The 23,642-nt window shown below is 59.3% G+C and carries 24 protein-coding genes; 13 read left to right on the forward strand and 11 right to left on the reverse strand.

All coding sequences use genetic code 11. The features are described 5' to 3' along the window. The first annotated feature begins 29 nt into the window (after positions 1–29). The gene (gene ung, locus IB252_RS02455; RefSeq protein WP_192406613.1) at positions 30–725 is read left to right on the forward strand and encodes a uracil-DNA glycosylase; all 696 of its coding nucleotides are present in this window, start codon (positions 30–32) and stop codon (positions 723–725) included. A 115-nt stretch (positions 726–840) separates the two neighbouring features. Here ung and IB252_RS02460 read toward each other — a convergent pair whose 3' ends face one another. The 5 genes from IB252_RS02460 to IB252_RS02480 are packed head-to-tail and all read right to left on the reverse strand — an operon-like array spanning position 841 to position 6,217. Beyond that, positions 841–1,881 carry an AbrB family transcriptional regulator gene (locus IB252_RS02460; RefSeq protein ID WP_192406614.1) on the reverse strand — a complete coding sequence of 347 codons (1,041 nt, stop codon included), beginning with the start codon at positions 1,879–1,881 and terminating at the stop codon, positions 841–843. Continuing rightward, positions 1,874–3,388, reverse strand: coding sequence for a tripartite tricarboxylate transporter permease (locus tag IB252_RS02465; protein WP_192406616.1), 1,515 nt, complete (start codon positions 3,386–3,388; stop codon positions 1,874–1,876). Before IB252_RS02465 ends, IB252_RS02460 begins: the two co-directional genes overlap by 8 nt. Position 3,389: 1 nt before the next feature. Next, positions 3,390–3,848, reverse strand: coding sequence for a tripartite tricarboxylate transporter TctB family protein (locus IB252_RS02470; RefSeq protein WP_111450842.1), 459 nt, complete (start codon positions 3,846–3,848; stop codon positions 3,390–3,392). A gap of 59 nt (positions 3,849–3,907) precedes the next feature. Next, a complete protein-coding gene (locus IB252_RS02475; protein WP_192406618.1) occupies positions 3,908–4,885 on the reverse strand; it encodes a Bug family tripartite tricarboxylate transporter substrate binding protein in 978 nt (325 codons plus the stop codon). 39 nt (positions 4,886–4,924) lie between these two features. Further along, positions 4,925–6,217 carry an OprD family porin gene (locus IB252_RS02480; protein WP_192406620.1) on the reverse strand — a complete coding sequence of 431 codons (1,293 nt, stop codon included), beginning with the start codon at positions 6,215–6,217 and terminating at the stop codon, positions 4,925–4,927. Between the two features lie 233 nt (positions 6,218–6,450). On the opposite strand from IB252_RS02480, the gene IB252_RS02485 reads away from it, so the two are divergent. Together IB252_RS02485 and IB252_RS02490 are read left to right on the forward strand one after the other, a co-directional pair. Continuing rightward, on the forward strand, positions 6,451–7,122 hold the full coding sequence (locus IB252_RS02485) for a response regulator (RefSeq protein WP_008153060.1): 672 nt from the start codon (positions 6,451–6,453) through the stop codon (positions 7,120–7,122). Further along, complete coding sequence (locus IB252_RS02490) at positions 7,115–8,500, forward strand: sensor histidine kinase (protein WP_111450837.1); 1,386 nt, start codon at positions 7,115–7,117, stop codon at positions 8,498–8,500. The genes IB252_RS02485 and IB252_RS02490 overlap by 8 nt, the downstream gene beginning before the upstream one ends. A 120-nt stretch (positions 8,501–8,620) precedes the next feature. On the opposite strand, the gene IB252_RS02495 is transcribed toward IB252_RS02490, so the two are convergent. Beyond that, positions 8,621–9,442 (reverse strand): HDOD domain-containing protein, encoded by an 822-nt coding sequence (locus IB252_RS02495; RefSeq protein ID WP_192406622.1) that lies wholly within the window; start codon positions 9,440–9,442, stop codon positions 8,621–8,623. 34 nt (positions 9,443–9,476) lie between these two features. Then, positions 9,477–10,418, reverse strand: a complete 942-nt coding sequence (locus tag IB252_RS02500; protein ID WP_192406623.1) for a YgfZ/GcvT domain-containing protein — start codon at positions 10,416–10,418, stop codon at positions 9,477–9,479. Positions 10,419–10,567: 149 nt separating this feature from the next. On the opposite strand from IB252_RS02500, the gene IB252_RS02505 reads away from it, so the two are divergent. Together IB252_RS02505 and IB252_RS02510 are read left to right on the forward strand one after the other, a co-directional pair. After that, the gene (locus tag IB252_RS02505) at positions 10,568–10,822 is read left to right on the forward strand and encodes a succinate dehydrogenase assembly factor 2 (protein WP_007944081.1); all 255 of its coding nucleotides are present in this window, start codon (positions 10,568–10,570) and stop codon (positions 10,820–10,822) included. After that, positions 10,806–11,258: a protein YgfX gene (locus IB252_RS02510; RefSeq protein ID WP_111450833.1), complete on the forward strand. Its 453-nt coding sequence runs from the start codon at positions 10,806–10,808 to the stop codon at positions 11,256–11,258. The genes IB252_RS02505 and IB252_RS02510 overlap by 17 nt, the downstream gene beginning before the upstream one ends. Here the strand turns inward: IB252_RS02510 and nadB are convergent. Beyond that, complete coding sequence (gene nadB, locus IB252_RS02515) at positions 11,227–12,843, reverse strand: L-aspartate oxidase (RefSeq protein WP_008153071.1); 1,617 nt, start codon at positions 12,841–12,843, stop codon at positions 11,227–11,229. The genes IB252_RS02510 and nadB overlap by 32 nt on opposite strands. Before the next feature lie 558 nt (positions 12,844–13,401). On the opposite strand from nadB, the gene rpoE reads away from it, so the two are divergent. The 4 genes from rpoE (at position 13,402) to IB252_RS02535 (ending at position 17,175) form a co-directional block, all read left to right on the forward strand. Then, positions 13,402–13,983 carry an RNA polymerase sigma factor RpoE gene (gene rpoE, locus IB252_RS02520; RefSeq protein WP_007944079.1) on the forward strand — a complete coding sequence of 194 codons (582 nt, stop codon included), beginning with the start codon at positions 13,402–13,404 and terminating at the stop codon, positions 13,981–13,983. A gap of 30 nt (positions 13,984–14,013) precedes the next feature. Continuing rightward, positions 14,014–14,601, forward strand: coding sequence for a sigma-E factor negative regulatory protein (locus tag IB252_RS02525; protein ID WP_111450832.1), 588 nt, complete (start codon positions 14,014–14,016; stop codon positions 14,599–14,601). A gap of 8 nt (positions 14,602–14,609) precedes the next feature. Continuing rightward, positions 14,610–15,566 (forward strand): MucB/RseB C-terminal domain-containing protein, encoded by a 957-nt coding sequence (locus IB252_RS02530; RefSeq protein ID WP_192406625.1) that lies wholly within the window; start codon positions 14,610–14,612, stop codon positions 15,564–15,566. Between the two features lie 181 nt (positions 15,567–15,747). Then, positions 15,748–17,175 (forward strand): DegQ family serine endoprotease, encoded by a 1,428-nt coding sequence (locus IB252_RS02535; protein WP_111450828.1) that lies wholly within the window; start codon positions 15,748–15,750, stop codon positions 17,173–17,175. Between the two features lie 77 nt (positions 17,176–17,252). Here IB252_RS02535 and IB252_RS02540 read toward each other — a convergent pair whose 3' ends face one another. Continuing rightward, positions 17,253–18,686, reverse strand: coding sequence for a M48 family metalloprotease (locus tag IB252_RS02540; protein WP_111450827.1), 1,434 nt, complete (start codon positions 18,684–18,686; stop codon positions 17,253–17,255). 98 nt (positions 18,687–18,784) lie between these two features. Here IB252_RS02540 and IB252_RS02545 point away from each other — a divergent pair, with 98 nt between their 5' ends. Both IB252_RS02545 and IB252_RS02550 read left to right on the forward strand, forming a co-directional pair. Then, entirely contained in the window at positions 18,785–19,024 is a 240-nt protein-coding gene (locus tag IB252_RS02545) for a sulfurtransferase TusA family protein (protein ID WP_007930235.1), read from the forward strand. Positions 19,025–19,055: 31 nt separating this feature from the next. Continuing rightward, entirely contained in the window at positions 19,056–20,126 is a 1,071-nt protein-coding gene (locus tag IB252_RS02550) for an AI-2E family transporter (protein WP_046055715.1), read from the forward strand. Positions 20,127–20,255: 129 nt separating this feature from the next. Here the strand turns inward: IB252_RS02550 and IB252_RS02555 are convergent, their stop codons facing one another. After that, positions 20,256–20,729 (reverse strand): peroxiredoxin, encoded by a 474-nt coding sequence (locus IB252_RS02555; RefSeq protein ID WP_008153083.1) that lies wholly within the window; start codon positions 20,727–20,729, stop codon positions 20,256–20,258. 10 nt (positions 20,730–20,739) lie between these two features. After that, positions 20,740–21,300, reverse strand: a complete 561-nt coding sequence (locus IB252_RS02560; RefSeq protein WP_008034925.1) for a glycine cleavage system protein R — start codon at positions 21,298–21,300, stop codon at positions 20,740–20,742. 329 nt (positions 21,301–21,629) lie between these two features. Here IB252_RS02560 and dapA point away from each other — a divergent pair, with 329 nt between their 5' ends. Beyond that, entirely contained in the window at positions 21,630–22,508 is an 879-nt protein-coding gene (gene dapA / locus IB252_RS02565) for a 4-hydroxy-tetrahydrodipicolinate synthase (protein ID WP_008153085.1), read from the forward strand. A 17-nt stretch (positions 22,509–22,525) separates the two neighbouring features. Then, entirely contained in the window at positions 22,526–23,641 is a 1,116-nt protein-coding gene (gene bamC / locus IB252_RS02570) for an outer membrane protein assembly factor BamC (RefSeq protein ID WP_111450826.1), read from the forward strand. Position 23,642 lies beyond the last annotated feature (1 nt).

The raw sequence follows: 23,642 nt of genomic DNA on the forward strand, positions 1-23,642 counted from the left end.
TCGCCCCATTGTTTTTGCCGGATGTAACCATGACTGCTGACGACCGTATCAAACTCGAACCGAGCTGGAAGGAGGCACTGCGTGCCGAATTCGACCAGCCCTACATGGCAGAGTTGCGCAACTTCCTGCAAGAGGAGCGCGCGGCAGGCAAGGAAATCTACCCTCCAGGACCGATGATTTTCAACGCGCTCAATTCGACGCCGCTGGATAAAGTCAAAGTCGTCATCCTCGGCCAGGACCCGTACCACGGTCCGGGACAGGCCCACGGCTTGTGCTTTTCAGTGCAACCGGGCGTACCGGCGCCGCCGTCGCTGGTGAATATCTATAAGGAGTTGAAACGCGATCTGAACATCGACATCCCGACCCACGGTTGCCTGCAAAGCTGGGCTGACCAGGGCGTGCTGATGATCAACACCACCATGACCGTGGAACGCGCCAACGCCAACGCCCATGCGGGCAAAGGCTGGCAACACTTTACCGATCGGATTATCGAAGTGGTCAGCGAACACCAGCCACATCTGGTGTTCCTGCTGTGGGGCGCGCATGCCCAGAGCAAGCAGAAACTGATCGATGCCACCAAGCACCTGGTGCTGACGTCGGTGCATCCATCACCGCTGTCCGCCTATCGCGGCTTCCTCGGGTGCGGGCACTTCAGTCGAACCAACAAGTTTCTTGAGCAGAATGGCGAAACGCCGATTGAGTGGCGGTTGCCGCCAGTCGCGTAATGATCGTTCCCACGCTCTGCGTGGGAATGCAGCCCGGGACGCTCTGCGTCCCATCCAAAGCCGAACGCGGAGCGTCCGTTGAGGCATTCCCACGCGGAGCATGGGAACGATCAGGTTAGGGGGCGTCGGGCTGCCGATTCCAATACTTGAACAGCGGTTCCGCCAGAAACAACACAAACAACAAGCGCATCACCTGCATCGCCGTCACCAACGGCACCGACAACTGCAATGTCTCTGCCGTCAGGCTCATCTCCGCAATCCCGCCGGGCATCATGCCTAATGTCAGCGAACGCAAATCCAGATGCGTCAGCGCACTCAACCCCAATGCTGCCAGCGTGGCGATCAACATGGTCAGCACCGTGCCGATCAAGGTCCGCCCCATAAACGACGGCGCACGCCGGAAAAACTGCCGATTGAAGTGACACCCCAACCCGCTGCCAATCAGCCATTGGCCGATCTGGCTGCCGCCGTTGGGCAAGCTGATGTGCAGATCCCAGCCAATGCTCACCGCCGCACTCACCAGCAACGGCCCGAACAGCCACGGATTGGGTTGACGCAGACGCTCCCAGAGCCAGGCGGCGAGGGCGCCCGCCGGGAATAGAAGTGCCAGCCAGCGCCAGTCAACGGAAGTGGCATGGGACAGTGGTGCACCGTCACCCAGCCAATACTTGAACGCCGCCGGCACACACAGCACCACCACCAACACCCGCAGACTTTGCCCCGCCGCAACGCGATTGAGCACCGCGCCGTTACGCGCGCCGAGGTTGACCATCTCCCCGGAGCCGCCGGGCATGCTGGAAAAGAACGCGGTGGCGCGATCTTCACCGGTACGCCGCATCAACCAGACACCCACCACGGCCGAGAGGCTGGTGACCAATGCACCGAAGAAGATCAGGCCGAAGTGGCTCAGGACCTGCTCCATCACCACCGGGGTGAAGTGCAGGCCGATGCCGATGCCGACAATCCACTGGCCGCACTTGCGGCCGCCAGGAATTTCCGCCAATTGCCAGGGTGTCAGGCAACGCACCAGGATGATCGCCAGCAACGAGCCGACCATCCATGGCAGTGGCCAGCCAATCTGGCTGGCCAGGTAACCGCCCAGCAGACCGACCAGCGGAGTTCCCCACCAGGCTTTGAAGGGTGTTCGATCAGACATCGGCGATAACGCGCCGGGCGACCGAACGTTTGCGCCAGATTCGCAGGATCGGCATCAGCAGCATGATTGCGGTCAGTACCCAGACACCGAAGGTGATCGGGCTGGACCAGAGGATTTCCAGCGCGCCGTTGGAAATCGACAGGGCGCGACGCAGGTTCTGCTCCATCAGGCCGCCGAGAATGAAGCCCAACAGAACCGGTGACAACGGGAAATCCAGCTTGCGCAGGATGTAACCGAAGATGCCGATGCCGATCATCAGGAACAAGTCGAAGGTGGTGGCGTGCACCGCGTAGACGCCGATCCCGGTGATGATCGCAATCACTGGCACCAGCGCCCAGTTCGGCACGGCCAGGATGCGCGTGAAGATGCGGATCATCGGGATGTTGAGGATCACCAGCATGATATTGGCGACGAACAACGAAGCGATCAGGCCCCAGACAATGTCCGGTTGCTGTTGAAACAACAGCGGACCCGGGGTGATGTTGTACAGCGACAGCGCGCCGATCATTACCGCCGTGGTACCGGAACCCGGAACGCCGAGCGTCAGCATTGGCACCAGGGCACCGCAGGCTGCGCCGCCGATGGCGGTTTCCGGTGCCGCAAGGCCACGCATGTCGCCTTGTCCGAACGTGCCATTGGCGCCGGCGATACGTTTTTCGGTCATGTAGGCCACGGCACTGGCCAGTGTTGCGCCGGCCCCCGGCAGAACGCCCATGATGAAACCGAGCAGACCGCAACGGATGTTCACCACGAACACCGATGACGCTTCCTTGAAGTTGAACATCATCCGGCCGGTCGCTTTCACCGCTTCCTGGCCGCGATGGGTTTTTTCCAGCAGCAGAAGGATTTCACTGATGGAGAACAAGCCCAATACCAGCACAACGAACTGAATGCCGTCGGTCAAATGGATGTTGTCCCCGGTAAAACGGTACACGCCGCTGTTGGCATCGATCCCGACGGTCGACAAAAACAAACCGATCAGCGCGGCGATAAAAGTCTTCAGTGGTCGATCACCGGCCATGCCGCCGAGGCAGACAATCGCGAACACCATCAGCACGAAATACTCTGCCGGTCCAAAGGCAATCGCCCATTTCGCCAGCAGCGGGGCGAACAGCACCATGCCGCAAGTGGCGATGAACGCACCGATGAACGAACTCCACGCCGACAGCGACAACGCTACACCCGCCAGACCCTTGCGAGCCATCGGGTAACCGTCGAGGGTGGTCATGACGGTGGAGGCTTCGCCCGGAATGTTCAGCAGGATCGAGCTGATCCGGCCGCCGTATTCACAACCCAGGTACACCGCCGCCAGCAGGATCAGCGCCGACTCCGGCGGCAGACCGAGGGCGAATGCAATCGGAATCAGCAACGCCACGCCGTTGATCGGGCCCAGGCCTGGCAATAGCCCGACGACGGTGCCGATCAGGGTGCCGCACAGCGCGGTCACCAGGTTGTACGGGCTCAGCGCGACGCCGAAGCCCTGACCCAAATAGCCAAGAGTATCCATATCAGTTCTCCAGAACGTCGAGCACGCCCAGCGGCAGTGGCACGTCCATCACCTTGTCGAACAGCAGATAAAGACCGATAGCCATCAGGCTGATGATCACCGTACTGGGTAGCCAGCGGCCGCCATACAGGCGTGCCATAGGGATGCCAATCAGAATGCTGGCGACGATGAAACCAAGGGGTTCGAAGGCCCCGGCGAACACCAGCAACAGCAGTACGCAGATGCCGATCTTGATCAGGGTTTCACGGTCGAGTTTCGGGTCGTCGTCACTGTGCACGATCGGTGTCGGACGAAACACCATGTACAACAGACCAAGGCCCATCAGGCCGAGCATCAATAGCGGGAAGGCTCGGGGCCCCACCGGTTCGTAGGAAAAAGCCGCTTGATACGGCCACGCCATCAGCGCCAGGCCAACACAGGCCAGCAACAGCGCCGAAGCGAAAATGCGTTGTAAGAGCATGAGAAACTCCTGTGCCGCGGCCCCGCAGAACGGGGGCCGCAGCCGCTAGACAGAGGCGATCACTGAATCAGGCCGAACTCTTTGGCCAGCACTTTGTAGTCCGCCACCTGCTTCTTCACGTAGGTGTCCAGCTCCGGACCAGTCATGGCGAACGGGAACAGTTCACGCTGATCGCGCAACTTGGCGAACTCTTCAGAAGCCAGCAGTTTGTCGAAAGCGTCTTTCCACCAGGCGTAGTCTTCATCGCTGACTTTTGGCCCGAGGTAGAAGCCGCGAACCACTGGCCAGACGATGTCGTAGCCTTGCTCTTTGGCGGTCGGAATGTCTTTCATTTCCGGCTCGTCCAGACGCTTCTCGGCGAACACGGCCAGCAAGCGCATGTCGCCGCTCAGGATGTGTGGCATGGAGTCAGAGATGTCGGTGCTGCCAACCTGAATGTGGCCGCCGAGCAGGGCGGTGGCGATTTCACCGCCGCCTTCGAGGGCGACATAACGCAGGTCGCGCGGGTTGATCCCGGCAGCCTTGGCGATCAGGGCGGTCTGCATCCAGTCCTGGCTGCCGACGGTGCCGCCGGAGCCGATCACCACTTTGCTCGGATCTTTCTTCAACGCCTGAACCAGATCGTCCAGGGTCTTGTAAGGCGAATCGCTTTTCACCGCGATGGCGCCATAGCTTGTTCCAACGGCGGCCAGCCAGCGCACGGCGCTTTCATCAAAACGGCCGAACTTGCCTTGGGCCAGGTTCAACAGCGAACCGCTGGACCACGCCACCAGCGTGCCAGCATCGGCCGGACGCTGGGCGACCACCGCGTTGTACGCCACCGCGCCGACACCGCCGGGCATGTAGGTCACGCGCATCGGTTTGGTCAGCAGTTTCTGATTCACCAGCGCGCTTTGCGCCAGCTTGCAGGTCAGGTCGAAACCGCCGCCTGGCGAGGCCGGGGCGATACATTCCGGGCGTTTGGGTTCGGCGAGCAATTGGCCGGCGAACAGCAGGGCGCTGGCGGTGAGAGCAACTTTACGCAGTGATAAGTTCATTCAAGTCTCCTGGGGAGTTGTTGTTATAGGTTTACTGAATTACCAAAGGGCAACGCTATAGCTCACCAGCAGACGCACTTCATCGGCATCGCGAGCGGAGTAGTTGGAGCGGTAAGTGGCATTACGCAGGCGCACGGCGACATCCTTGAGCGCGCCGCTTTGTACGACGTATTTGATTTCGGTGTTGCGTTCCCACTCTTTGCCTTCGTCACCGTTCTTGAGCTTGATGTTGTCACCGCTCAGGTAACGGCTCATGAAACTCAGGCCGGGAATGCCAAGTTTGGCGAAGTCGTAGTCGTAGCGCGCCTGCCAGGAATGTTCTTCGGCGCCGGCAAAGTCATTGATCTGAACGAAGTTGACCAGGTACGGGTCACTGCCATCGACATAAGGGAACGCGCTGTCGCCGGACATGTGCTGATAGCCGGCGCTGAATTTATGCCCGCTCAAGGCGTAGCTCACCAGGCCGTTGAGGGATTTGTTGTCGATCTTGCCGCCACGGGCCGCACCCTGGTCATCACTGATGGCCAGGCGCAGATCGGTGCCGAAAGTACCGGGGCCGAACGGTTGCGAAGCGACAACACCGAGGAAGTGCTGGTTGTAGACTTCATCAAGTTGCGCGAAGTGGTAGCTGCCGGTGATTTTGTCGGTGAACTTGTAGTCCAGGCCGCCAAAGTCGAAATGCTTGCCGGCTGCGGTGCCAGCGAAGCGGCTGTTCTTGTTGTTGAGGGCGATGTCCTCGAAATCGGTGCTGTCGCGGTCCTTGGCTTTCTCCAGACGCCCGCCGGTGAAGGCCAGGTTCTTGATCTCTTTGGAGGTCAGCATTCCACCTTCAAAAGTCTGCGGCAGGATGCGCCCGTCGTTGGGCTTGAGGATCGGCAGTTCCGGAATCAGGCTGCCGATTTTAAGTTCCGTGGCGGAGATTTTCACTTTGCCGGTCAGGCCAAGCTTGGAATACTCATCGGCCGCGCGGCCGTCGTCATGGGTTGGCAGCAGGCCGGTGCCGGTGCGATCGGGACTCGAATCGAGTTTGACCCCCAGCATGCCCAGCGCATCGACACCGAACCCCACGGTGCCGTCGGTGTAACCCGATTGCAGATTGAGCATGAACCCCTGAGCCCATTCGTCCCGCTTGGATTGCTGGGCGCTGGTACCGTCGCGAAAGTCGCGGTTGAAATACATGTTGCGGGTTTCGAGGGTTGCCGTACTGTCTTCGAAGAAGGCAGCCTGGCTCAACGGCGAAAAGCCGGCGAGGGCGGCAGCACTGGCAAGGGCGGTGTAGCTGAGGCGGGAAAAGCGAGCAGGCGGGCAAGCCTGGAGCTGCATGGACTGCATCTTGAAGTACTCCGTTTATTGTTCTTATTGGCGAAAACGCTTCGAGGCGTTTTTCGTACGCTATGTGCGGTAGCGACGGCAGTCGAAACTGTCCGTGGCTGGACTCTAACCGGCCAACCTTTCGCTAACCTTTCAGAAGACTTTCACGGTTTTCGGGCTTCACAGCGGCGGTTGCGGCTGTAAACTCCGCGCCAAAGAATGGCGTCGGCCATCCCTGAATGAGGTAAGGATCCATGCGTGTTCTGCTCGTCGAAGACCATCTGCAGCTCGCCGAAAGTGTGGCCCAGGCGCTCAAGAGCACCGGGCTGACCGTGGATGTGCTGCACGACGGCGTGGCGGCCGACCTGGCGTTGAGCAGCGAGGAATACGCCATGGCGATTCTCGACGTCGGCCTGCCACGCATGGATGGCTTCGAAGTGCTGGCGCGCCTGCGGGCGCGGGGCAAGAACCTGCCAGTGTTGATGTTGACCGCCCGCAGCGACGTCAAGGATCGGGTCCACGGCCTGAACCTTGGCGCTGACGATTACCTGGCCAAACCTTTCGAACTGACCGAACTCGAAGCCCGGGTCAAAGCCTTGCTGCGCCGCAGTGTGCTCGGCGGTGAACGCCTGCAGCGCTGCGGTGTGCTGGCCTATGACCTGGACACCCGGCGCTTCACCCTCGGCGAAGAGTTGCTGACCCTGACCTCCCGCGAGCAGGCTGTTCTTGAAGCGCTGATCGCCCGTCCCGGTCGGGTGATGAGCAAAGAGCAACTGGCCTCGCAAGTATTCGGACTGGACGAAGAGGCCAGCCCCGACGCCATCGAGATCTATGTCCATCGCCTGCGCAAAAAGCTCGACGGCCAACCGGTTGTCATCGTGACCTTCCGCGGTCTCGGCTACTTGCTGGAAAGCCGCGATGCATAAGCCCAGCAGCCTGCGCTGGCGGTTGCTGTGGAATCTGGCGCTGTTGCTGGTGGTGTTGATGTTGGCCAGTGGTTTGAGCGCTTACTGGAACGGTCGCGAAGCGGCCGACACCGCCTATGACCGGACCTTGCTGGCCTCTGCGAGGACCATCGCTGCGGGCGTCTCCCAGCGTGACGGCACGCTGAGCGCCGACGTGCCCTACGTGGCCCTCGACACCTTCGCCTACGACAGTGCGGGACGGATTTTTTACCTGGTCAACGACATCAATCAGAAACTGATCTCCGGTTACGAAAACCTTCCGCCACCACCGCCGGGAACGCCGCGCACCGATGACTATCCGGCACTGGCGCGCTTCTATAACGCCAAGTACCAGGGGCAGAACGTGCGCGTGGTGAGCCTGCTCAAACCCGTGAGCGAGCCGAACATGAACGGCATGGCGGAAATCCGCGTGGCGGAAACCGATGAAGCGCGGGTCAGCATGGCCCGCAGCCTGGCGGCGGACACGTTGCTGCGTCTGGGCATGCTGGCGATGGGTGCGTTGTTGTTGGTGTGGTTTGCGGTCAGCGCCGCGTTGCGTCCGCTGGAACGCTTGCGCACCGCGGTGGAAGAGCGTCAGTCGGACGATCTGCGGCCATTACCGTTGGTGGAAGTGCAACGCGAATTATGGCCGCTGGTGCGCGCGCTCAATCACTTTACCGAGCGCTTGCGCGGGCAGTTCGAGCGTCAGGCGCAGTTCATCGCCGATGCCGCCCACGAGCTGCGTACGCCCCTGGCGGCGCTCAAGGCACGACTGGAACTGGGTTTGCGCTCGACCGAACCTGAAACCTGGCGCAATACATTGGAAACCGTCGCCCAAGGCACGGACCGTTTAACCCACCTTGCCAATCAATTGCTCTCGCTGGCACGGGTCGAAAACGGCGCCCGGGCCATCGCCGAGGGCGGCGCGCAGTTGCTTGATCTCAGTCAGCTGGCTCGCGAACTCGGCATGGCCATGGCGCCGCTGGCCCACGCACGTGGTGTGGCGCTGGCGCTGGAAGCGGACGAACCGGTGTGGTTGCGCGGCGAGCCAACGCTGTTGAACGAACTGTTGAGCAATCTGGTGGATAACGCGCTGGCGCACACGCCGTCGGGTGGCAACGTGATTCTTCGGGTCACGGCACCGGCCGTGTTGGAGGTCGAGGACGATGGCCCAGGCATTCCTCTTGAAGAGCGCGATCGGGTGTTCGAGCGCTTTTACCGGCGCAACCAGCAGGTGGCCGGTTCGGGGTTGGGACTGGCGATTGTTGGCGAGATCTGCCGCGCACACCTGGCTCAAATCAGCCTGCACGATGGCGAGCAGGCGGGATTGAAGGTGCGGGTGAGTTTTATCGCTGGGTAGTTTTGTAGTGTCTGGACTGGCCTCATCGCGAGCAGGCTCGCTCCCACACTGAATCTTTGTAATACCGAAGTTCCCTGTGGGAGTGAGCCTGCTCGCGATGAGGCCGCTGCAATTCCTCGATCAATAAAACATCGACCGCGACTCTTCCAGATCGCGGCACACTGCCTCGTTCTCCGGATCAATTCCCAGCTTTTTGAACGCCGGTACGCTGAATGCGTCGATACGGGCGAGGGGATGATCGGTGTCCTTGTGGCAATACAGGCTGGCCACTTGCACCAGATCGACATAGTCGACCTGCTCGGACTGTCGATTGAAGTCCAGATAAAGCCCCGGCACCTGTACCAGCATCTCCGGAAACTCCCAGACCCTGAGCAGTTTGTCGCCGAGCAGTGGATGAATGTGATCGATCACATGGTTGAGGCTGACCGGGTCAGCCAGCAGTTCATAGTGATCTTCGGCGTAGGTCAGGATCGGCAACACACCGATCTGATGCACCAGTCCGCCAAGGGCTGCCTGGTCGGGCTTGAGTTGTGTGTACCGGCGGCACAATGCATAACTGATCCCGGCGATTTCCAGGCTTTTGCGCCAGACATCGCGCATTTTCTGTTCCACCACCTCGGAACGGGCATGGAAAATCTGTTCCATGACCAGACCGATGGCCAGGTTGCTGCTGTAATTGATGCCCAATCGAGTGATTGCCGTGTGCAGGTCAGTGACTTCCTGGGTCGCGCGCAACAGCGGGCTATTGACCACTTTGATCAGACGCGCCGACAGCGCGGTATCGCGGCCGATCACTTTGCTCAGGGTGCTGACACTGATTTCCGGGTCTTCGGCGGCCTTGCGAATCTGCAGGGCCACTTCCGGTAACGTTGGCAGAACCAGGTCATCGTTATCGATGGCCTCAACCAAATCCTGTTGGACCTTTTCCGCCAGCTCGCTCATTTCGTTTCTCTAGGTATTGCGACAAATGCTGCTGTTAACGCTGGATTTCGCGATCGCGATCCAGTTCGTAAGGCAGGTCGAGCAGGTGCAGGGCTGGCCCTTCGAGCGCGCCCAGATGGATATCCCCCCCGTCCGCTGCTTCGGCTTGCAGCACGGCCAGGAGTTCAATGTTTTGCCCGGCGTTGGCGGCCAGCACCACTTCGCCGATAGAGCTGCCGTGAGTAGGGGAAAACAAGGGTGTGCCAGGTTCAGGCAACTCGTTGGCATCCAGTGTCAGGCGATACAAGCGGCGCTTGAGTTTGCCCAGGTACTGCATGCGCGCAACGATTTCCTGGCCGGTGTAGCAGCCTTTCTTGAAGCTCACGCCACCCACGGCTTGCAGATTGAGCATCTGCGGGATGAACAGTTCGCGAGTGCTCGGCATGACCTGACCGATCCCTGCGCGGATCTGGCCCAACAGCCATTGATTCAGATCGCCTTTGGCCAATACGACGGCCAGCTTGCCCTTGATAAGGTCGGCCTGGTCGGCGGCGACCCAGAGTTCGGCGCGGTCCGGCGAGACGCGAATGGCGATCAAGCCGTCATTGCGCGCGACGCTGTCGGTGTCAGCCGGAAGATCAAGACCGAGGCTGATCAGCGCCGCATCGCCATGGTCGATGCCGAAGCGGACCCAGGCTGCGCTTTCGTCGGTCAGTTTGGATTTGGAAAACACCGCGTACTTTTTCAGGTCCGCCAGTTGCGGTTCCAGCAGTTCGGCGGCCATGGCCATCAGAACGCCGTCGCCTTCCAGCAGGATGCGGAAACTCGACTGCATCCGGCCCTTCTGCGTGCAGCGGGCGCCGAGGCTGGCCTGGGTGTCACTCAGGTAATTGAGGTTGCAGGTCAATTGGCCTTGCAGGAATTTGCCGGCATCCGCGCCGCGTACTGCGAGAACGCCTTCGTGAGACAGGGTGCAGAAAAAAGCAGAATCGGCCATGGGTCATCGCAGGATAAAGAGTCTGGGGGACATCATAAGGGGGCGCTCTTGAAATGGGTAGTTCACAAAGGATCGTTGGTGGCCGACCAAAGCCGAGTGTTCGACTCCGCCTGGGGCTGTATACTTGCCGCCTATTTGAGGAGCGCTCCATGGTCGAAGATGTTGAACTGAATCGCCTCTACTGGCACAGCCGCCGCGGCATGCTTGAGCTTGACGTGTTGCTGGTACCGTTCGTGAAGGAGGTCTATCCGCACCTCAATGATGTCGACCGCGATTGCTACCGCAAGCTGCTCGAATGCGAAGATCAGGACATGTTCGGCTGGTTCATGGAACGCGCCGAATCGGAAGATCCGGAGCTTCAGCGCATGGTTCGCATGATTCTGGATCGTGTCCAGCCCAAATAATGCGTTCGAATGCCGCTGGCATGCCTCACGGCAGTTGCTGGCGGCGTATCTTCTGGCCCAGCTGTTCGCGCTGGGTTCGCTGTGTCTTCTCTCTATACCGGTCTGGGCCAGTCTGCTCGGCGCTTTTTGCTGTCTGGCTCACGGTGCTTGGGCGTTACCGCGACAAATTCTGCTGACACACCCTCAGGCATTTCGCGGCTTGCGTCGCGATGCCGATGGCTGGCAGTTGTGGAATCAGGCAACAGGTTGGCAGCCAGTGCAGTTGCGACCGGACAGCTTGGCATTGCCATTGATTGTGGTGCTGCGTTTTCGACTGCGAGACGAGCGGCGGGTCAGATCAATCTGCGTTCCCCGCGACTCGCAGGCGGCGGATCTGCACCGGCGCCTGCGGGTTCGGCTCACGTTCAGTCGACGTAGGTGGGCGGCACCAGAATAGTGTCCAGGGCCACCGGCAGCATGTTCGGATAGTCGAGGGTGTAATGCAGGCCGCGACTCTCCTTGCGTTCCATGGCTGACTGGATCATCAGTTCGGCCACCTGGGCCAGGTTACGCAGTTCGATCAAGTCCCGACTGACCTTGTAGTTGCTGTAGAACTCGTCGATTTCATCCAGCAACAGACGCACGCGGTGCTGTGCCCGTTGCAAGCGCTTGTTGGTGCGCACAATGCCGACGTAGTCCCACATGAATCGCCGCAGTTCGTCCCAGTTGTGCGCAATGATCACGTCCTCATCGGAGTCGGTGACCTGGCTTGCATCCCAGACGGGCAGGGCGGTCGGAATCGAAACCTGCGGCAGCTGCTCAAGAATGTCCGCCGCCGCGGAGCGCGCGTAAACGAAACACTCGAGTAATGAGTTGCTGGCCATGCGGTTGGCGCCGTGCAGGCCGGTGAAGCTGGTTTCGCCAATGGCATACAGTCCCGGCACGTCGGTGCGCCCCTGCTGATCGACCATCACGCCGCCACACGTGTAGTGCGCCGCCGGAACCACTGGAATCGGTTGCTTGGTGATGTCGATGGAGAATTCGAGGCAGCGCTCGTACACCGTCGGGAAGTGAGTCTTGATGAACGCTTCCGGCTTGTGGCTGATGTCCAGATAGACACAATCGACGCCCAGGCGCTTCATTTCATGGTCGATGGCGCGTGCGACGATGTCCCGTGGCGCCAGCTCGGCGCGAGGGTCGAAGCGTTGCATGAAGCGTTCGCCGTTAGGCAGCTTCAGGTGTGCGCCTTCGCCGCGCAGGGCTTCGGTGATCAGGAAACTCTTGGCTTGCGGGTGATACAGGCAAGTGGGGTGGAACTGGTTGAACTCCAGATTCGCCACCCGGCAGCCCGAGCGCCAGGCCATGGCAATGCCATCACCGCAGGCACCGTCGGGGTTGCTGGTATAGAGATAGACCTTTGCCGCGCCGCCCGATGCGAGGATCACAAAGCGAGCGGCGTAGGTGTCGACTTCACCGGTCCCGCGATTGAGGACGTAGGCGCCGAGGCAGCGATCACCTTCAAGGCCCAGGCGCTTTTCGGTAATCAGGTCGACCGCGACCCGCTGCTCCAGCAGTTCGATGTTCGGTCGTTGCCTGGCCTTGTCGAGCAAGGTTCTGAATATCGCGGCGCCCGTGGCATCGGCGGCATGGATGATACGCCGATGACTGTGACCGCCTTCGCGGGTCAGGTGGAACTCGAATCCGCCATCTTCGGTACCGGACTGTTCATCGCGGGTGAAGGGCACACCTTGGTCGATCAGCCATTGAATCGCCTCTTTACTGTGCTCGACGGTAAAGCGCACGGCGTCTTCGTGGCACAGGCCGCCGCCAGCATTGAGGGTGTCATCGACATGTGATTCAACGGTGTCGGTGTCATCCAGGACGGCAGCGACGCCACCCTGGGCCCAGAAAGTCGAGCCATTGGCGAGGTCGCCTTTGCTCAGTACGGCGATGCGCAAATGACCGGGCAAGGTCAGCGCAAGGCTCAAGCCGGCAGCACCGCTGCCAATTACCAGAACATCGTGTTGAAACTGTTGGCTCATTTCAGGATTCCGCTCAAAGCGACCCGGGTCGGGGTTGGCGCAAGACACCTGGATCGGCGAGTCAAGACAGCCACACAGCCCACTAGTATATAGAGGGGGGGAGCGGCACAATAGCGAGCGCACATGGCATTGTGAAACTACTGTGACGGAAAATACCTGACGCTTCGTCGGATGGTTTTTCGGCCGCTTCGGCGACAAGACGACTGTATCAACGATTTAACAGTTTTTTTCCATTCACGATTGCACAATGTCGCTTTTGCGCAGCTATAAATATTTGGAACTTTTGCCAAAGGCCCAAGACCAATAGACCGTTGCCTGATTCAAGGGACAGTGTCGGCTTCAACGCGGGATCTGTGATTTGATCCTTGCCGGCGAATCCGATGACAAGATTATTCGCGCAGCCGGGTTAACCCGCGCTGCGCTTTTCGTGCGTGCCAAATCAGAGCCCGCAGGAAACTTGCTTGGAGGGGGAGAACTTTTGCGAAAAGCCCGAGTCTATGTTTGCAAGTCTGGTTGTTTAGTTATGCAAGCCTCCTTCGAGCTTATCGAGGAGTGTTCATGCTAACCCAGGAAGAGGATCAGCAGCTGGTCGAGCGCGTTCAACGCGGCGACAAGCGAGCTTTCGATCTGCTAGTGCTGAAATACCAGCACAAAATTCTCGGGTTGATCGTGCGTTTCGTGCACGACACCCATGAAGCCCAGGATGTGGCGCAGGAAGCCTTTATCAAGGCGTACCGTGCACTTGGAAATTTTCGCGGGGACAGCGCGTTTTATACGTGGCTTTACCGCATCGCCATCAACACGGCGAAAAACTATCTGGTTTCACGCGGCCGTCGGCCGCCGGATAGCGATGTCAGTTCCGAGGATGCAGAGTTCTACGATGGCGATCATGGCCTCAAGGATCTCGAGTCGCCAGAACGTGCATTGCTGCGGGATGAGATCGAAGGCACCGTCCATCGAACCATTCAGCAACTGCCAGAAGATTTGCGTACGGCTTTAACTTTACGTGAATTCGATGGTCTGAGTTACGAGGACATTGCGGCCGTCATGCAGTGTCCGGTGGGTACCGTGCGCTCCCGGATTTTCCGCGCTCGGGAAGCCATCGATAAAGCCCTGCAGCCGTTGTTGCAGGAAAACTGAGACAGCGGCGACAGCCAAGAGAGGAACGCCATGAGTCGTGAAGCCCTGCAGGAATCGCTGTCCGCAGTGATGGATAACGAAGCGGACGAATTGGAATTGCGTCGGGTATTGAATGCCTTTGACGATGTAGAAACCCGTGATACCTGGGCTCGTTATCAAATCGCTCGGGCAGTTATGCACAAGGATTTGCTGCTTCCACGTCTGGATATCGCTGCGGCAGTTTCTGCTGCGCTGGCTGACGAAGCCGTACCTGCAAAAGCCACCCGTGGTCCATGGCGCAGCCTGGGTCGTCTGGCGGTCGCTGCTTCGGTAACCCTCGCCGTACTGGCAGGTGTTCGTCTGTATAACCAGGACGAAATCGCTGGGGTCGAACTGGCTCAACAATCCAGTCAACCAGGTCTGGCCGTTCCTCAGGTCAAGGGTCCAGCTGTATTAGCAGGCTACAATGAGAGTTCGGAAGCCACTGGCCCTATGGCCAACGGCGTGTTGCAAGGTCAGCAAGGCTCGCACGATCAGCGTCTGCCAGGCTATTTGCGCCAACATGCTCAACAGGCTGCACTGAAAGGTACTGAGAGCGCTCTGCCTTACGCTCGTGCAGCAAGTCTGGAAAACCGTTAAGGAGGATCATGCGCGCCATCCCTCTACTTACGCTTCTGCTCGGTGGCTGGTTTGTTGTTCCAGCCCATGCTGATGAAGCCCAGAACTGGTTGACCCGTCTGGGCCAAGCCGAGCAACAGCAAAGTTTTCACGGTACATTCGTCTACGAGCGTAACGGTAGTTTTTCTACCCACAACATTTGGCACCGCGTCCAGGATGGCAAGGTCCGCGAGCGTTTACTCCAGCTCGACGGCTCGGCACAGGAAGTCGTGCGCATTGATGGACGTACTCAATGCGTTAGCGGCATTCTGATAGCAGGGCTTGGAGATTCCCCCAGCTCCGCTGCTCGTGCACTCGATCCACAAAAGTTAAAGAATTGGTACGACCTTGCCGTCATTGGCAAGTCGCGTGTGGCTGGGCGTGCGGCAGTAATCGTTTCACTGACACCTCGCGATCAACACCGCTACGGTTTTGAATTGCATCTGGATAAAGAAACCGGCCTGCCTCTCAAATCATTGCTTCTGAATGAACGAGGGCAGTTGCTGGAGCGATTCCAGTTCACGCAACTGGATACCGCCGATCTTCCGTCCGACAGCGACTTGCAGCCTAGTGCCGATTGCAAAACTATTGCCCTCGACAGTGACAAGGCTTCTGCAACCAAGGCGGCGCAAGTATGGCGTTCGGACTGGTTACCGCCTGGTTTCGAGCTGACCAGCAGTACCTCCCGCAAGGATCCAGAGACCAAAACCCAAGTCAACAGTCTGATGTATGACGATGGTCTGGCGCGTTTCTCGGTTTTCCTAGAGCCGTTGAATGGCGCAACAATTACTGACACTCGCACCCAGTTGGGGCCGACCGTTGCAGTTTCCCGACGCTTGACTACCCCGCAAGGCGAGATGATGGTGACCGTGGTCGGTGAGATTCCGATTGGCACCGCTGAACGGATTGCGCTATCCATGCGCAGCGACGCCACTGCAACCAAGTAGTGAGCTGAAATCGAAATGTTTGGTGAGCATTTCAACTTGCAAATATCCCCGATTTTTTCTATAGGTCAGAGCCTCTCGGCTCTGGCCTTGTTTGTTGTTCCCGGAACAAAAATACCGGCGTATCGTTCCCGGTGTTCCTTGCTCCATATCGCTTAACCATGCTCGTCGTAACGGGAGCCGTATGTCGATACCACGCTTGAAGTCTTATCTCTCTATTTTTGCCACCGTGCTGGTGCTTGGTCAGGCGGTCGCTGTTCAAGCGGCTGAGTTGCCTGACTTCACACAGTTGGTCGAGCAGGCCTCGCCCGCGGTGGTAAACATCAGTACCACGCAGAAACTGCCTGATCGCATAGTGAGCGAGCAGATGCCCGACCTTGAAGGCTTGCCGCCCATGTTGCGCGAGTTCTTCGAGCGCGGTATGCCGCCACAGCCGCGTACGCCCCGCGGTGATCGTCAGCGTGAAGCCCAATCCCTGGGGTCGGGTTTCATCATCTCGTCTGATGGCTACATCCTGACCAACAACCATGTGATTGCCGATGCAGACGAAATCCTCGTCCGCCTCGCTGACCGCAGCGAATTGAAAGCCAAACTGATTGGCACCGATCCGCGTTCCGACGTGGCTCTGCTGAAAATCGAGGGCAAGGATCTGCCGGTCCTCAAGCTCGGCAAATCCCAGGACCTGAAGGCCGGCCAATGGGTTGTGGCAATTGGCTCGCCATTTGGTTTCGACCATACCGTGACCCAAGGTATCGTCAGCGCCATCGGTCGCAGCCTGCCAAACGAAAACTATGTGCCGTTCATCCAGACCGACGTGCCGATCAACCCGGGTAACTCGGGTGGTCCGCTGTTCAACCTGGCCGGTGAAGTGGTTGGCATCAACTCGCAGATCTACACCCGTTCCGGCGGCTTCATGGGCGTGTCGTTCGCGATCCCGATCGACGTCGCCATGGACGTTTCCAATCAGCTCAAAAGCGGTGGCAAAGTTAGCCGTGGCTGGTTGGGTGTGGTGATTCAGGAAGTGAGCAAGGACCTGGCCGAATCGTTCGGTCTGGAGAAGCCAGCTGGCGCGTTGGTGGCTCAGATCCAGGATGACGGCCCGGCTGCCAAGGGTGGCCTGCAAGTAGGGGACGTGATCCTGAGCATGAACGGCCAACCGATCGTCATGTCCGCCGATCTGCCACACCTGGTGGGCGCGCTGAAGGCCGGCTCGAAAGCTGATCTGGAAGTGATTCGTGAAGGTAAGCGCAAGAATGTCGAGTTGACTGTCGGCGCTATCCCGGAAGAAGGCAAAGAGCTGGATTCGCTGCCGAAATCTACCACCGAGCGCAGCAGCAACCGGCTGGGTGTTTCCGTGGTCGAGCTGACGGATGAACAGAAGAAAACCTACGACCTCAAAGGCGGCGTCGTGATCAAGGAAGTCCAGGACGGTCCTGCTTCTCTGATTGGCCTGCAGCCAGGCGATGTGATTACTCACCTGAATAATCAGGCAATTGGTTCCACCAAGGAGTTCACGGATATCGCCAAGGCGCTGCCGAAGAACCGCTCGGTGTCGATGCGGGTTCTGCGTCAAGGTCGCGCCAGTTTCATCACCTTCAAACTGGCTGAATAATCCGGTTGTTGGCTGAATAAAAAACCGCCTCGAAAGAGGCGGTTTTTTTGTGCCTGTCATTTTGTTTGAACAGCAGGTCAGCCCATCATGTCCTTGATCATGCGCTCCTGTTCCATCAGCTCACGTTGCCGTGCATCGATCCGCGATGACAGCGGGAAGTTGGTGCCGGCCTTGCGCTTGGCGAAGTCCAGTTGCTGAATGGCCTGGCGGTAATCCCCGACCAAGGCGAAATACTCGGCGCGGGCCTGATGCAGGCCGATGATGTTGCCTGACAGGCCGCGAGTCTCGGCCACCATGTACCAGACATCCGGATCGTCAGGACGGCTCTTGAGCAGATTCTCCAGTGCTTTTTCCGCTTCGGGTGCACGGTTCTGCTTGAGCAGCAGGTCAACGCGCACCGAGTTCAGCGGATAGTTGCCGGGATACTGCGTCAACATTCGGTCAACCCGGGACTGGGCGTCCGGCAGGCGATTGTTGGTGATGTCCAGATCGACCTGCGCCAGGTTGTAGATGATCTCGTTCGGCGACTTGGCCAGAAGCAGCTTGAGGTTTTCCCGTGCTTCATTCAGTTGGCCGCCCTTGATCTGCGCGATGGCCAGGCCATAGCGAGCGACATCATTTTTCGGGTTTTCATCAAGCTGGGCGCGAAAGCGTTTGGCACCCAGGCCTGGGGTTTCTTCATAGATCAACTGGACCCGTGCACGAATCAGCTGATAACGCATCGTGTCTTCGATGCCGCCGGGTTTTGCCTGTTCGGCGCGGTTGCGCGTGTCAGCGATCCGCGACTCGGTCACCGGGTGAGTCAGCAGAAATTCCGGTGGCTTGGCGTCAAAACGGTACTGGCGCGCCAATCGCTCGAACATGGTCGGCATCGAGCGCGGATCGTAACCGGCCTTTTCCAGATTGAGGATGCCAATGCGGTCAGCTTCCTGTTCATTCTGGCGAGAGAAACGCCGTTGTTCCTGAATGGCTGCCGCCTGCGTGCCCGCAATGGCCGCGATCCCGGCGTTACCGCCGCCGGCTGCGGCAATCACGATCCCGGCCAGCAGCGCGGCCATCATCGGCACTTGCATGCGCTGTTGGGCTTCGACGCCACGGGCGAAGTGGCGCTGCGACAAGTGAGCCAATTCGTGAGCGAGTACGGAGGCGTATTCGCCTTCGGTCTGGGCATTGAGGAACAAGCCGCCGTTAACCCCGACAATACCGCCCGGTGCGGCGAAGGCGTTGAGTTGCGGGCTGTTGATCAGGATGAACTCCAGGCGCCGGTCATTGACCTGGCTGGTCTCTACCAGCCTGTAGACGCTGGATTCGACGTAGTCCTTGAGCTGTGGATCGTTGAGCTGCGAAACCTGGCTGCGCAACAGCGCCAGCCAGGCACGGCCCAATTGATGTTCCTGTTGCGGCGAGACGATGGCAGAACTGGCGTCGCCGAGTGACGGCAGGTCGTCGGCGAAGCCCGGTGAGGCGAGCAGGCAAGCGAGCGTCAGCAGGGTAGGGCGCAAAAAAGTCATGCACAAAGCCTTAGTCGACAAAGACCTTACTGTAGCCGGACACTACGCTTCGGACCAGATATTCTAGCCGCTCGACCACCTGTCCCCGGAGTGATGCAATGACCGACGCTGTAGCCCATGACGCCGAGCTCGACGCCAGCGGCCTGAATTGCCCCTTGCCGTTGCTCAAGGCCAAGATGGAACTCAATCGACTGGCCAGCGGCGCAGTGCTGAAGGTCATTGCCACCGATGCGGGCTCGCAGCGCGACTTCCGCACCTTTGCCCGATTGGCGGGTCATACGCTGCTTCGTGAAGAAGATGAAGCGGGTGTTTACCGCTACTGGTTGAAAAAAGCCTGAATTCTGCTGCGTTCGTTTCTAAGGATTATTGATGTTCAAAGTGTTACGCGACTGGATTCAGCGCTACTTCTCCGACGAAGAGGCTGTTGTGCTGGCGGTCCTGCTGTTTCTGGCGTTTACCGCCGTGCTGACGCTGGGCGGCATGCTTGCGCCAGTGCTGGCCGGGATGGTGCTGGCGTACCTGATGCAAGGGTTGGTCGTCACCCTCGAACGCCTGCGCATGCCGGGCGGGGTGGCGGTGGGACTGGTCTTTGCGTTGTTCATGGGGCTATTGCTGGTGTTCATCGTGGTTGTGGTGCCGTTGCTCTGGCATCAGTTGATTACGCTGTTCAACGAGTTACCCGGCATGCTTGCCAAGTGGCAGTCGCTGTTATTGCTGCTGCCCGAGCGCTACCCGCATCTGGTATCCGATGAGCAGGTGCTGCAGGCCATCGAAGTGGCGCGGGGCGAGATTGGCAAGTTCGGCCAGTGGGCGCTGACGTTCTCGCTGTCGAGTCTGCCGTTGCTGGTGAACATCATGATCTACCTGGTGCTGGTGCCGATCCTGGTGTTTTTCTTTCTCAAGGACCGGGAGATGATCGGTCAGTGGGTGCGTGGTTACTTGCCTCGTGAGCGGGCGCTGATCACCCGCGTCGCTCATGAGATGAACCGGCAGATTGCCAATTACATTCGTGGCAAGGTCATCGAGATTTTCATTTGCGGTGGCGTGACCTACATCGGTTTCGTTGTTCTGGGCCTGAACTACGCGGCGCTGCTGGCATTGCTGGTGGGCGTGTCGGTGGTGGTGCCTTACGTCGGCGCTGTGGTGGTGACCGTGCCGGTCATGCTGATTGCGTTGTTCCAGTGGGGCTGGAGCGATCAGTTCATCTATTTGATGGCGGTCTACGGGATCATCCAGACGCTGGACGGCAACGTGCTGGTGCCGTTGCTGTTCTCGGAAGCGGTCAATCTGCATCCGGTGGCGATCATCTGCGCGGTATTGTTGTTTGGCGGATTGTGGGGATTCTGGGGGGTATTCTTTGCGATCCCCCTGGCGACCTTGTTCAAGGCTGTGCTGGATGCCTGGCCACGCAAGGAACCGGTGGTGGCGCCGCTGCTTTAACTGCCGGGTAAGGCATAAGGCCTCTTCGCGAGCAGGCTCGCTCCCACATTAAACCGCGTTTGTCTGGACAGCTCGGGTCAACTGTGGGAGCGAGCCTGCTCGCGAAAGCGTCCGAAAGGACGCTGAAAATCAGGCCTTGTTCAGCGCCTGAGCGGCAGCCAGAACAGCATCCACATGACCCGGCACCTTCACACCACGCCATTCCTGACGCAGCACACCGTCCTTGTCGATCAGGAACGTGCTGCGATCAACGCCCATATATTCTTTGCCATAGAGCTTTTTCAGCTTGATCACGTCGAACTGCTGGCAGAGCGCTTCTTCCTTGTCGCTGATCAGCTCGAAGGTGAACGCCTGCTTGGCCTTGAAGTTTTCGTGTGATTTAAGGCTGTCGCGGGACACGCCAAAGACTTCGGTATTGGCAGCTTTAAAGGCGTCGAGCTGGTCACGAAAGCCCTGACCCTGAGTGGTGCAGCCTGGCGTGCTGTCCTTCGGATAGAAGTAAATCACCACCTGCTTGCCTTTGAGGCTCGCGAGGTTGACGGTCTGCCCGCTGGTGGCGGGTGCTTCGAAGTCGGCAACCGGTTGGTCGATGGCAACGGCCATGAAAGCTTCCTTACATTGGATTTTGTGGGCGCCACGGTTCGATCAGGGCATCCAGGTTCAGCGCGTCGGCGAAATCCAGGAACTGATCGCGCAGCCAGCTGATTTGCACCCCGGCCGGCAAGGTCACGGTAAACGTGGCATTGAGCATGGTGCCGCCGGTTTGCGGAGCCTGATAGGTGTCGCAGGTCAGGTTTTCCAGCTCGACGTTGTGGTCCATGAAGAACTGGCACAGCTCGTTGATGATGTCCGAGCGGTAAGCCGAGCTGACATAGGCGACGTATGGCAGGGCTTGAGGACGATTCTCCAGCGCTGCGCTGCGCACCACGTTGACCGTAAAGGCGTGCTTCTTGGCGAGGCTCGGCAGGCTGCCTTCGAGGCGCGCCAAGGCATCCCAGCTGCCGGAGATCTCGAGGATCAACGCACTGCACTCGCCATGACGCGTCAGGCGAGAGGTGACCACGGCGCAGCGGTTTTCATGGCTGGCGCGGCACAGGACGTTAGTCAGCTCCATGGGGTTGGCGCCGAGGGCACTGATGACAAGGAATTGTTCGCGAACTGTGGGGGTGGACATGCAGCATTCCTAAAGCGATGAGCGGTCGATACTTCTACGGGCTTTTTTTACCGGGGGCGAGCCTGCGGATGCGAATTCAAAAAACCCGAGCCACAAGGTTGCAACATGCTCCAGTGAGGCAGGAGCGAGGGGCGGCAACGCTGGATCGGGGCTTGTGATGCCGAAAATGGAGGCTGGAACCCGGCGTACGAGCTTATCAGTACCGATCAAAGTCTGAAGGGTAGCGAAAAGCGACGCCAAGGGGAATGGCAGCAGCGCAGTACTTTGCTTGTGCAAGCATCTTGGCGCCAGTACCATTACCGCTCTCTTTTTCCGGCAGGAGCGGTTTCATGATTGCGGGCAGTATGGTGGCACTGGTCACACCCATGGATGCACAAGGGCGTCTTGACTGGGACAGCCTCAGCAAACTCGTGGACTTCCACCTTGAAAACGGCACCCATGCCATTGTCGCGGTCGGTACTACCGGCGAGTCGGCAACCCTCGATGTGGACGAACACATCGCTGTCATCAAAGCCGTGGTCAAGCAGGTCAATGGCCGTATTCCGGTCATCGCCGGTACCGGCGCCAACTCGACCCGCGAAGCCGTAGAACTGACCCGCAACGCCAAAGCGGCCGGCGCCGACGCCTGTCTGCTGGTCGTTCCGTACTACAACAAGCCGACTCAGGAAGGCTTGTACCAGCACTTCAAGCACATTGCTGAAGCGGTCGACATTCCACAGATCCTCTACAACGTTCCTGGCCGCACCTCCTGCGACATGCAGGCCGAGACCGTGATTCGCCTGTCCACTGTGCCGAACATCATCGGTATCAAGGAAGCCACCGGCGACATGAAGCGTGCCAAGGCAATCCTTGATGGCGTGAGCAAGGACTTCATCGTGCTGTCCGGCGATGATCCGACCGCTGTCGAGCTGATCCTGATGGGCGGCAAGGGCAACATCTCCGTCACCGCCAACGTCGCCCCGCGCGAAATGGCTGACCTGTGCGAGGCCGCGCTCAAGGGCGACGCCGAGACTGCACGGGCAATCAACGAAAAATTGATGCCGCTGCACAAGGATCTGTTCATCGAAGCCAACCCGATTCCGGTGAAGTGGGCTTTGGTCGAGATGGGCCTGATGCACGAAGGCATTCGCCTGCCGCTGACCTGGCTGAGCGCACCCTGTCATGAAACGCTTCGCACGGCCCTGCGCCAGTGCGGCGTCCTGGTTTAATTGAGGAAGTACTACGCATGAAGCGATTGGCCGGACTTTCCGCACTTGCCTTGATCATCTCCAGCACCAGTGGCTGCGGATGGGTCTGGGGCCCGGAAGGTTATTTCCGTGACCGCGGTAGCGATTACCTGGAAGCGCAACAGACTGCACCCATGCAACTGCCGCCGGATGTCAGCACTGCCAAACGTCTGGATCCGCTGTTGCCGATCCCGCGCAACGTGGCCGATGACTCCGTCAAGGGCGAGTACATCGTTCCTCGTCCGCAGCCGTTGTCGGCAGCGGCTGACGCCAGCGCCTACTCCCTGCAAAAGACCGGTGATTCGCGTTGGATCGTCGCTCAGAACCCGCCGGCCGAAGTCTGGCCAGTGGCCGTGCAGTTCTTTCAGGACAACGGTTTCCGTCTGGACGAACAGCGTCCGCAAACCGGCGAATTCACTACCACCTGGCAGCATTCCGACGAACTGTCCGCTGCAATGGCCAAGCGCCTGAGCGCAGCCGGTGTCGGCGCTGACAGCGAAACCCGCGTGCGGGTCCGCATCGAGCCAGGCGTGCAGCGCAACACCAGTGAAATCTACGTGGTCAGCGCCGAGCGTCCTGCCGGTAGCACCTCCGACGTGGCCTTCACCAACCGTTCGGTCAACACTGGCCTGGACGCGGCACTGGTCGACGACATGCTCGCGAGCATGAGCCGCACCTCGGAGAAGGGCGGTTCGGTCTCCATGCTGGCTTCGCGTGACTCCGATACGCCAAGTCGTGTCAGCCTGAGCGAAGACGGCAGCGGTAACCCTGTCCTGAACGTCGGCACCGACCTGGATCGTGCCTGGTCGAGCGTTGGTCGTGCGTTGGAACAGGGCGAATGGCGCGTTGAAGACATCAACCGCAGCCTGGGTCTGTACTACATCAACCTGGCCGAAAAAGCCGAGAAGAAGGACGAGAAGCCAGGTTTCTTCAGTGGCCTGTTCGGCAGCAAGCCGAACAAGGAAGAAGTTGAAGCCCGTGCCGAGCGTTATCAGGTTCGCCTGAGCAAGGTTGGCGAAAACGTCCAGGTCACCGTCGAGAAAAACATCAACACCGTGGCGCCGGCCGATGTGGCGCGCAAGGTATTGAGCGTGATTCAGGACAACCTGGGCTGAT

Origin of the sequence: Pseudomonas sp. PDM10, assembly GCF_014852295.1 — a bacterium.
Taxonomy (GTDB): domain Bacteria; phylum Pseudomonadota; class Gammaproteobacteria; order Pseudomonadales; family Pseudomonadaceae; genus Aquipseudomonas.

What these genes read in the sequence shown, in the direction of transcription:
- IB252_RS02500 (WP_192406623.1), bottom strand. Translation starts at nt 10,418, where the DNA reads ATGGCCGATTCTGCTTTTTTCTGCACCCTGTCTCACGAAGGCGTTCTC.
- rpoE (WP_007944079.1), top strand. Translation starts at nt 13,402, where the DNA reads ATGCTAACCCAGGAAGAGGATCAGCAGCTGGTCGAGCGCGTTCAACGC.
- ung (WP_192406613.1), top strand. Translation starts at nt 30, where the DNA reads ATGACTGCTGACGACCGTATCAAACTCGAACCGAGCTGGAAGGAGGCA.
- dapA (WP_008153085.1), top strand. Translation starts at nt 21,630, where the DNA reads ATGATTGCGGGCAGTATGGTGGCACTGGTCACACCCATGGATGCACAA.
- bamC (WP_111450826.1), top strand. Translation starts at nt 22,526, where the DNA reads ATGAAGCGATTGGCCGGACTTTCCGCACTTGCCTTGATCATCTCCAGC.
- nadB (WP_008153071.1), bottom strand. Translation starts at nt 12,843, where the DNA reads ATGAGCCAACAGTTTCAACACGATGTTCTGGTAATTGGCAGCGGTGCT.
- IB252_RS02505 (WP_007944081.1), top strand. Translation starts at nt 10,568, where the DNA reads ATGGTCGAAGATGTTGAACTGAATCGCCTCTACTGGCACAGCCGCCGC.
- IB252_RS02545 (WP_007930235.1), top strand. Translation starts at nt 18,785, where the DNA reads ATGACCGACGCTGTAGCCCATGACGCCGAGCTCGACGCCAGCGGCCTG.
- IB252_RS02530 (WP_192406625.1), top strand. Translation starts at nt 14,610, where the DNA reads ATGCGCGCCATCCCTCTACTTACGCTTCTGCTCGGTGGCTGGTTTGTT.
- IB252_RS02470 (WP_111450842.1), bottom strand. Translation starts at nt 3,848, where the DNA reads ATGCTCTTACAACGCATTTTCGCTTCGGCGCTGTTGCTGGCCTGTGTT.
- IB252_RS02550 (WP_046055715.1), top strand. Translation starts at nt 19,056, where the DNA reads ATGTTCAAAGTGTTACGCGACTGGATTCAGCGCTACTTCTCCGACGAA.
- IB252_RS02555 (WP_008153083.1), bottom strand. Translation starts at nt 20,729, where the DNA reads ATGGCCGTTGCCATCGACCAACCGGTTGCCGACTTCGAAGCACCCGCC.
- IB252_RS02475 (WP_192406618.1), bottom strand. Translation starts at nt 4,885, where the DNA reads ATGAACTTATCACTGCGTAAAGTTGCTCTCACCGCCAGCGCCCTGCTG.
- IB252_RS02540 (WP_111450827.1), bottom strand. Translation starts at nt 18,686, where the DNA reads ATGACTTTTTTGCGCCCTACCCTGCTGACGCTCGCTTGCCTGCTCGCC.
- IB252_RS02490 (WP_111450837.1), top strand. Translation starts at nt 7,115, where the DNA reads ATGCATAAGCCCAGCAGCCTGCGCTGGCGGTTGCTGTGGAATCTGGCG.
- IB252_RS02525 (WP_111450832.1), top strand. Translation starts at nt 14,014, where the DNA reads ATGAGTCGTGAAGCCCTGCAGGAATCGCTGTCCGCAGTGATGGATAAC.
- IB252_RS02535 (WP_111450828.1), top strand. Translation starts at nt 15,748, where the DNA reads ATGTCGATACCACGCTTGAAGTCTTATCTCTCTATTTTTGCCACCGTG.
- IB252_RS02485 (WP_008153060.1), top strand. Translation starts at nt 6,451, where the DNA reads ATGCGTGTTCTGCTCGTCGAAGACCATCTGCAGCTCGCCGAAAGTGTG.
- IB252_RS02480 (WP_192406620.1), bottom strand. Translation starts at nt 6,217, where the DNA reads ATGCAGTCCATGCAGCTCCAGGCTTGCCCGCCTGCTCGCTTTTCCCGC.
- IB252_RS02460 (WP_192406614.1), bottom strand. Translation starts at nt 1,881, where the DNA reads ATGTCTGATCGAACACCCTTCAAAGCCTGGTGGGGAACTCCGCTGGTC.
- IB252_RS02560 (WP_008034925.1), bottom strand. Translation starts at nt 21,300, where the DNA reads ATGTCCACCCCCACAGTTCGCGAACAATTCCTTGTCATCAGTGCCCTC.
- IB252_RS02465 (WP_192406616.1), bottom strand. Translation starts at nt 3,388, where the DNA reads ATGGATACTCTTGGCTATTTGGGTCAGGGCTTCGGCGTCGCGCTGAGC.
- IB252_RS02495 (WP_192406622.1), bottom strand. Translation starts at nt 9,442, where the DNA reads ATGAGCGAGCTGGCGGAAAAGGTCCAACAGGATTTGGTTGAGGCCATC.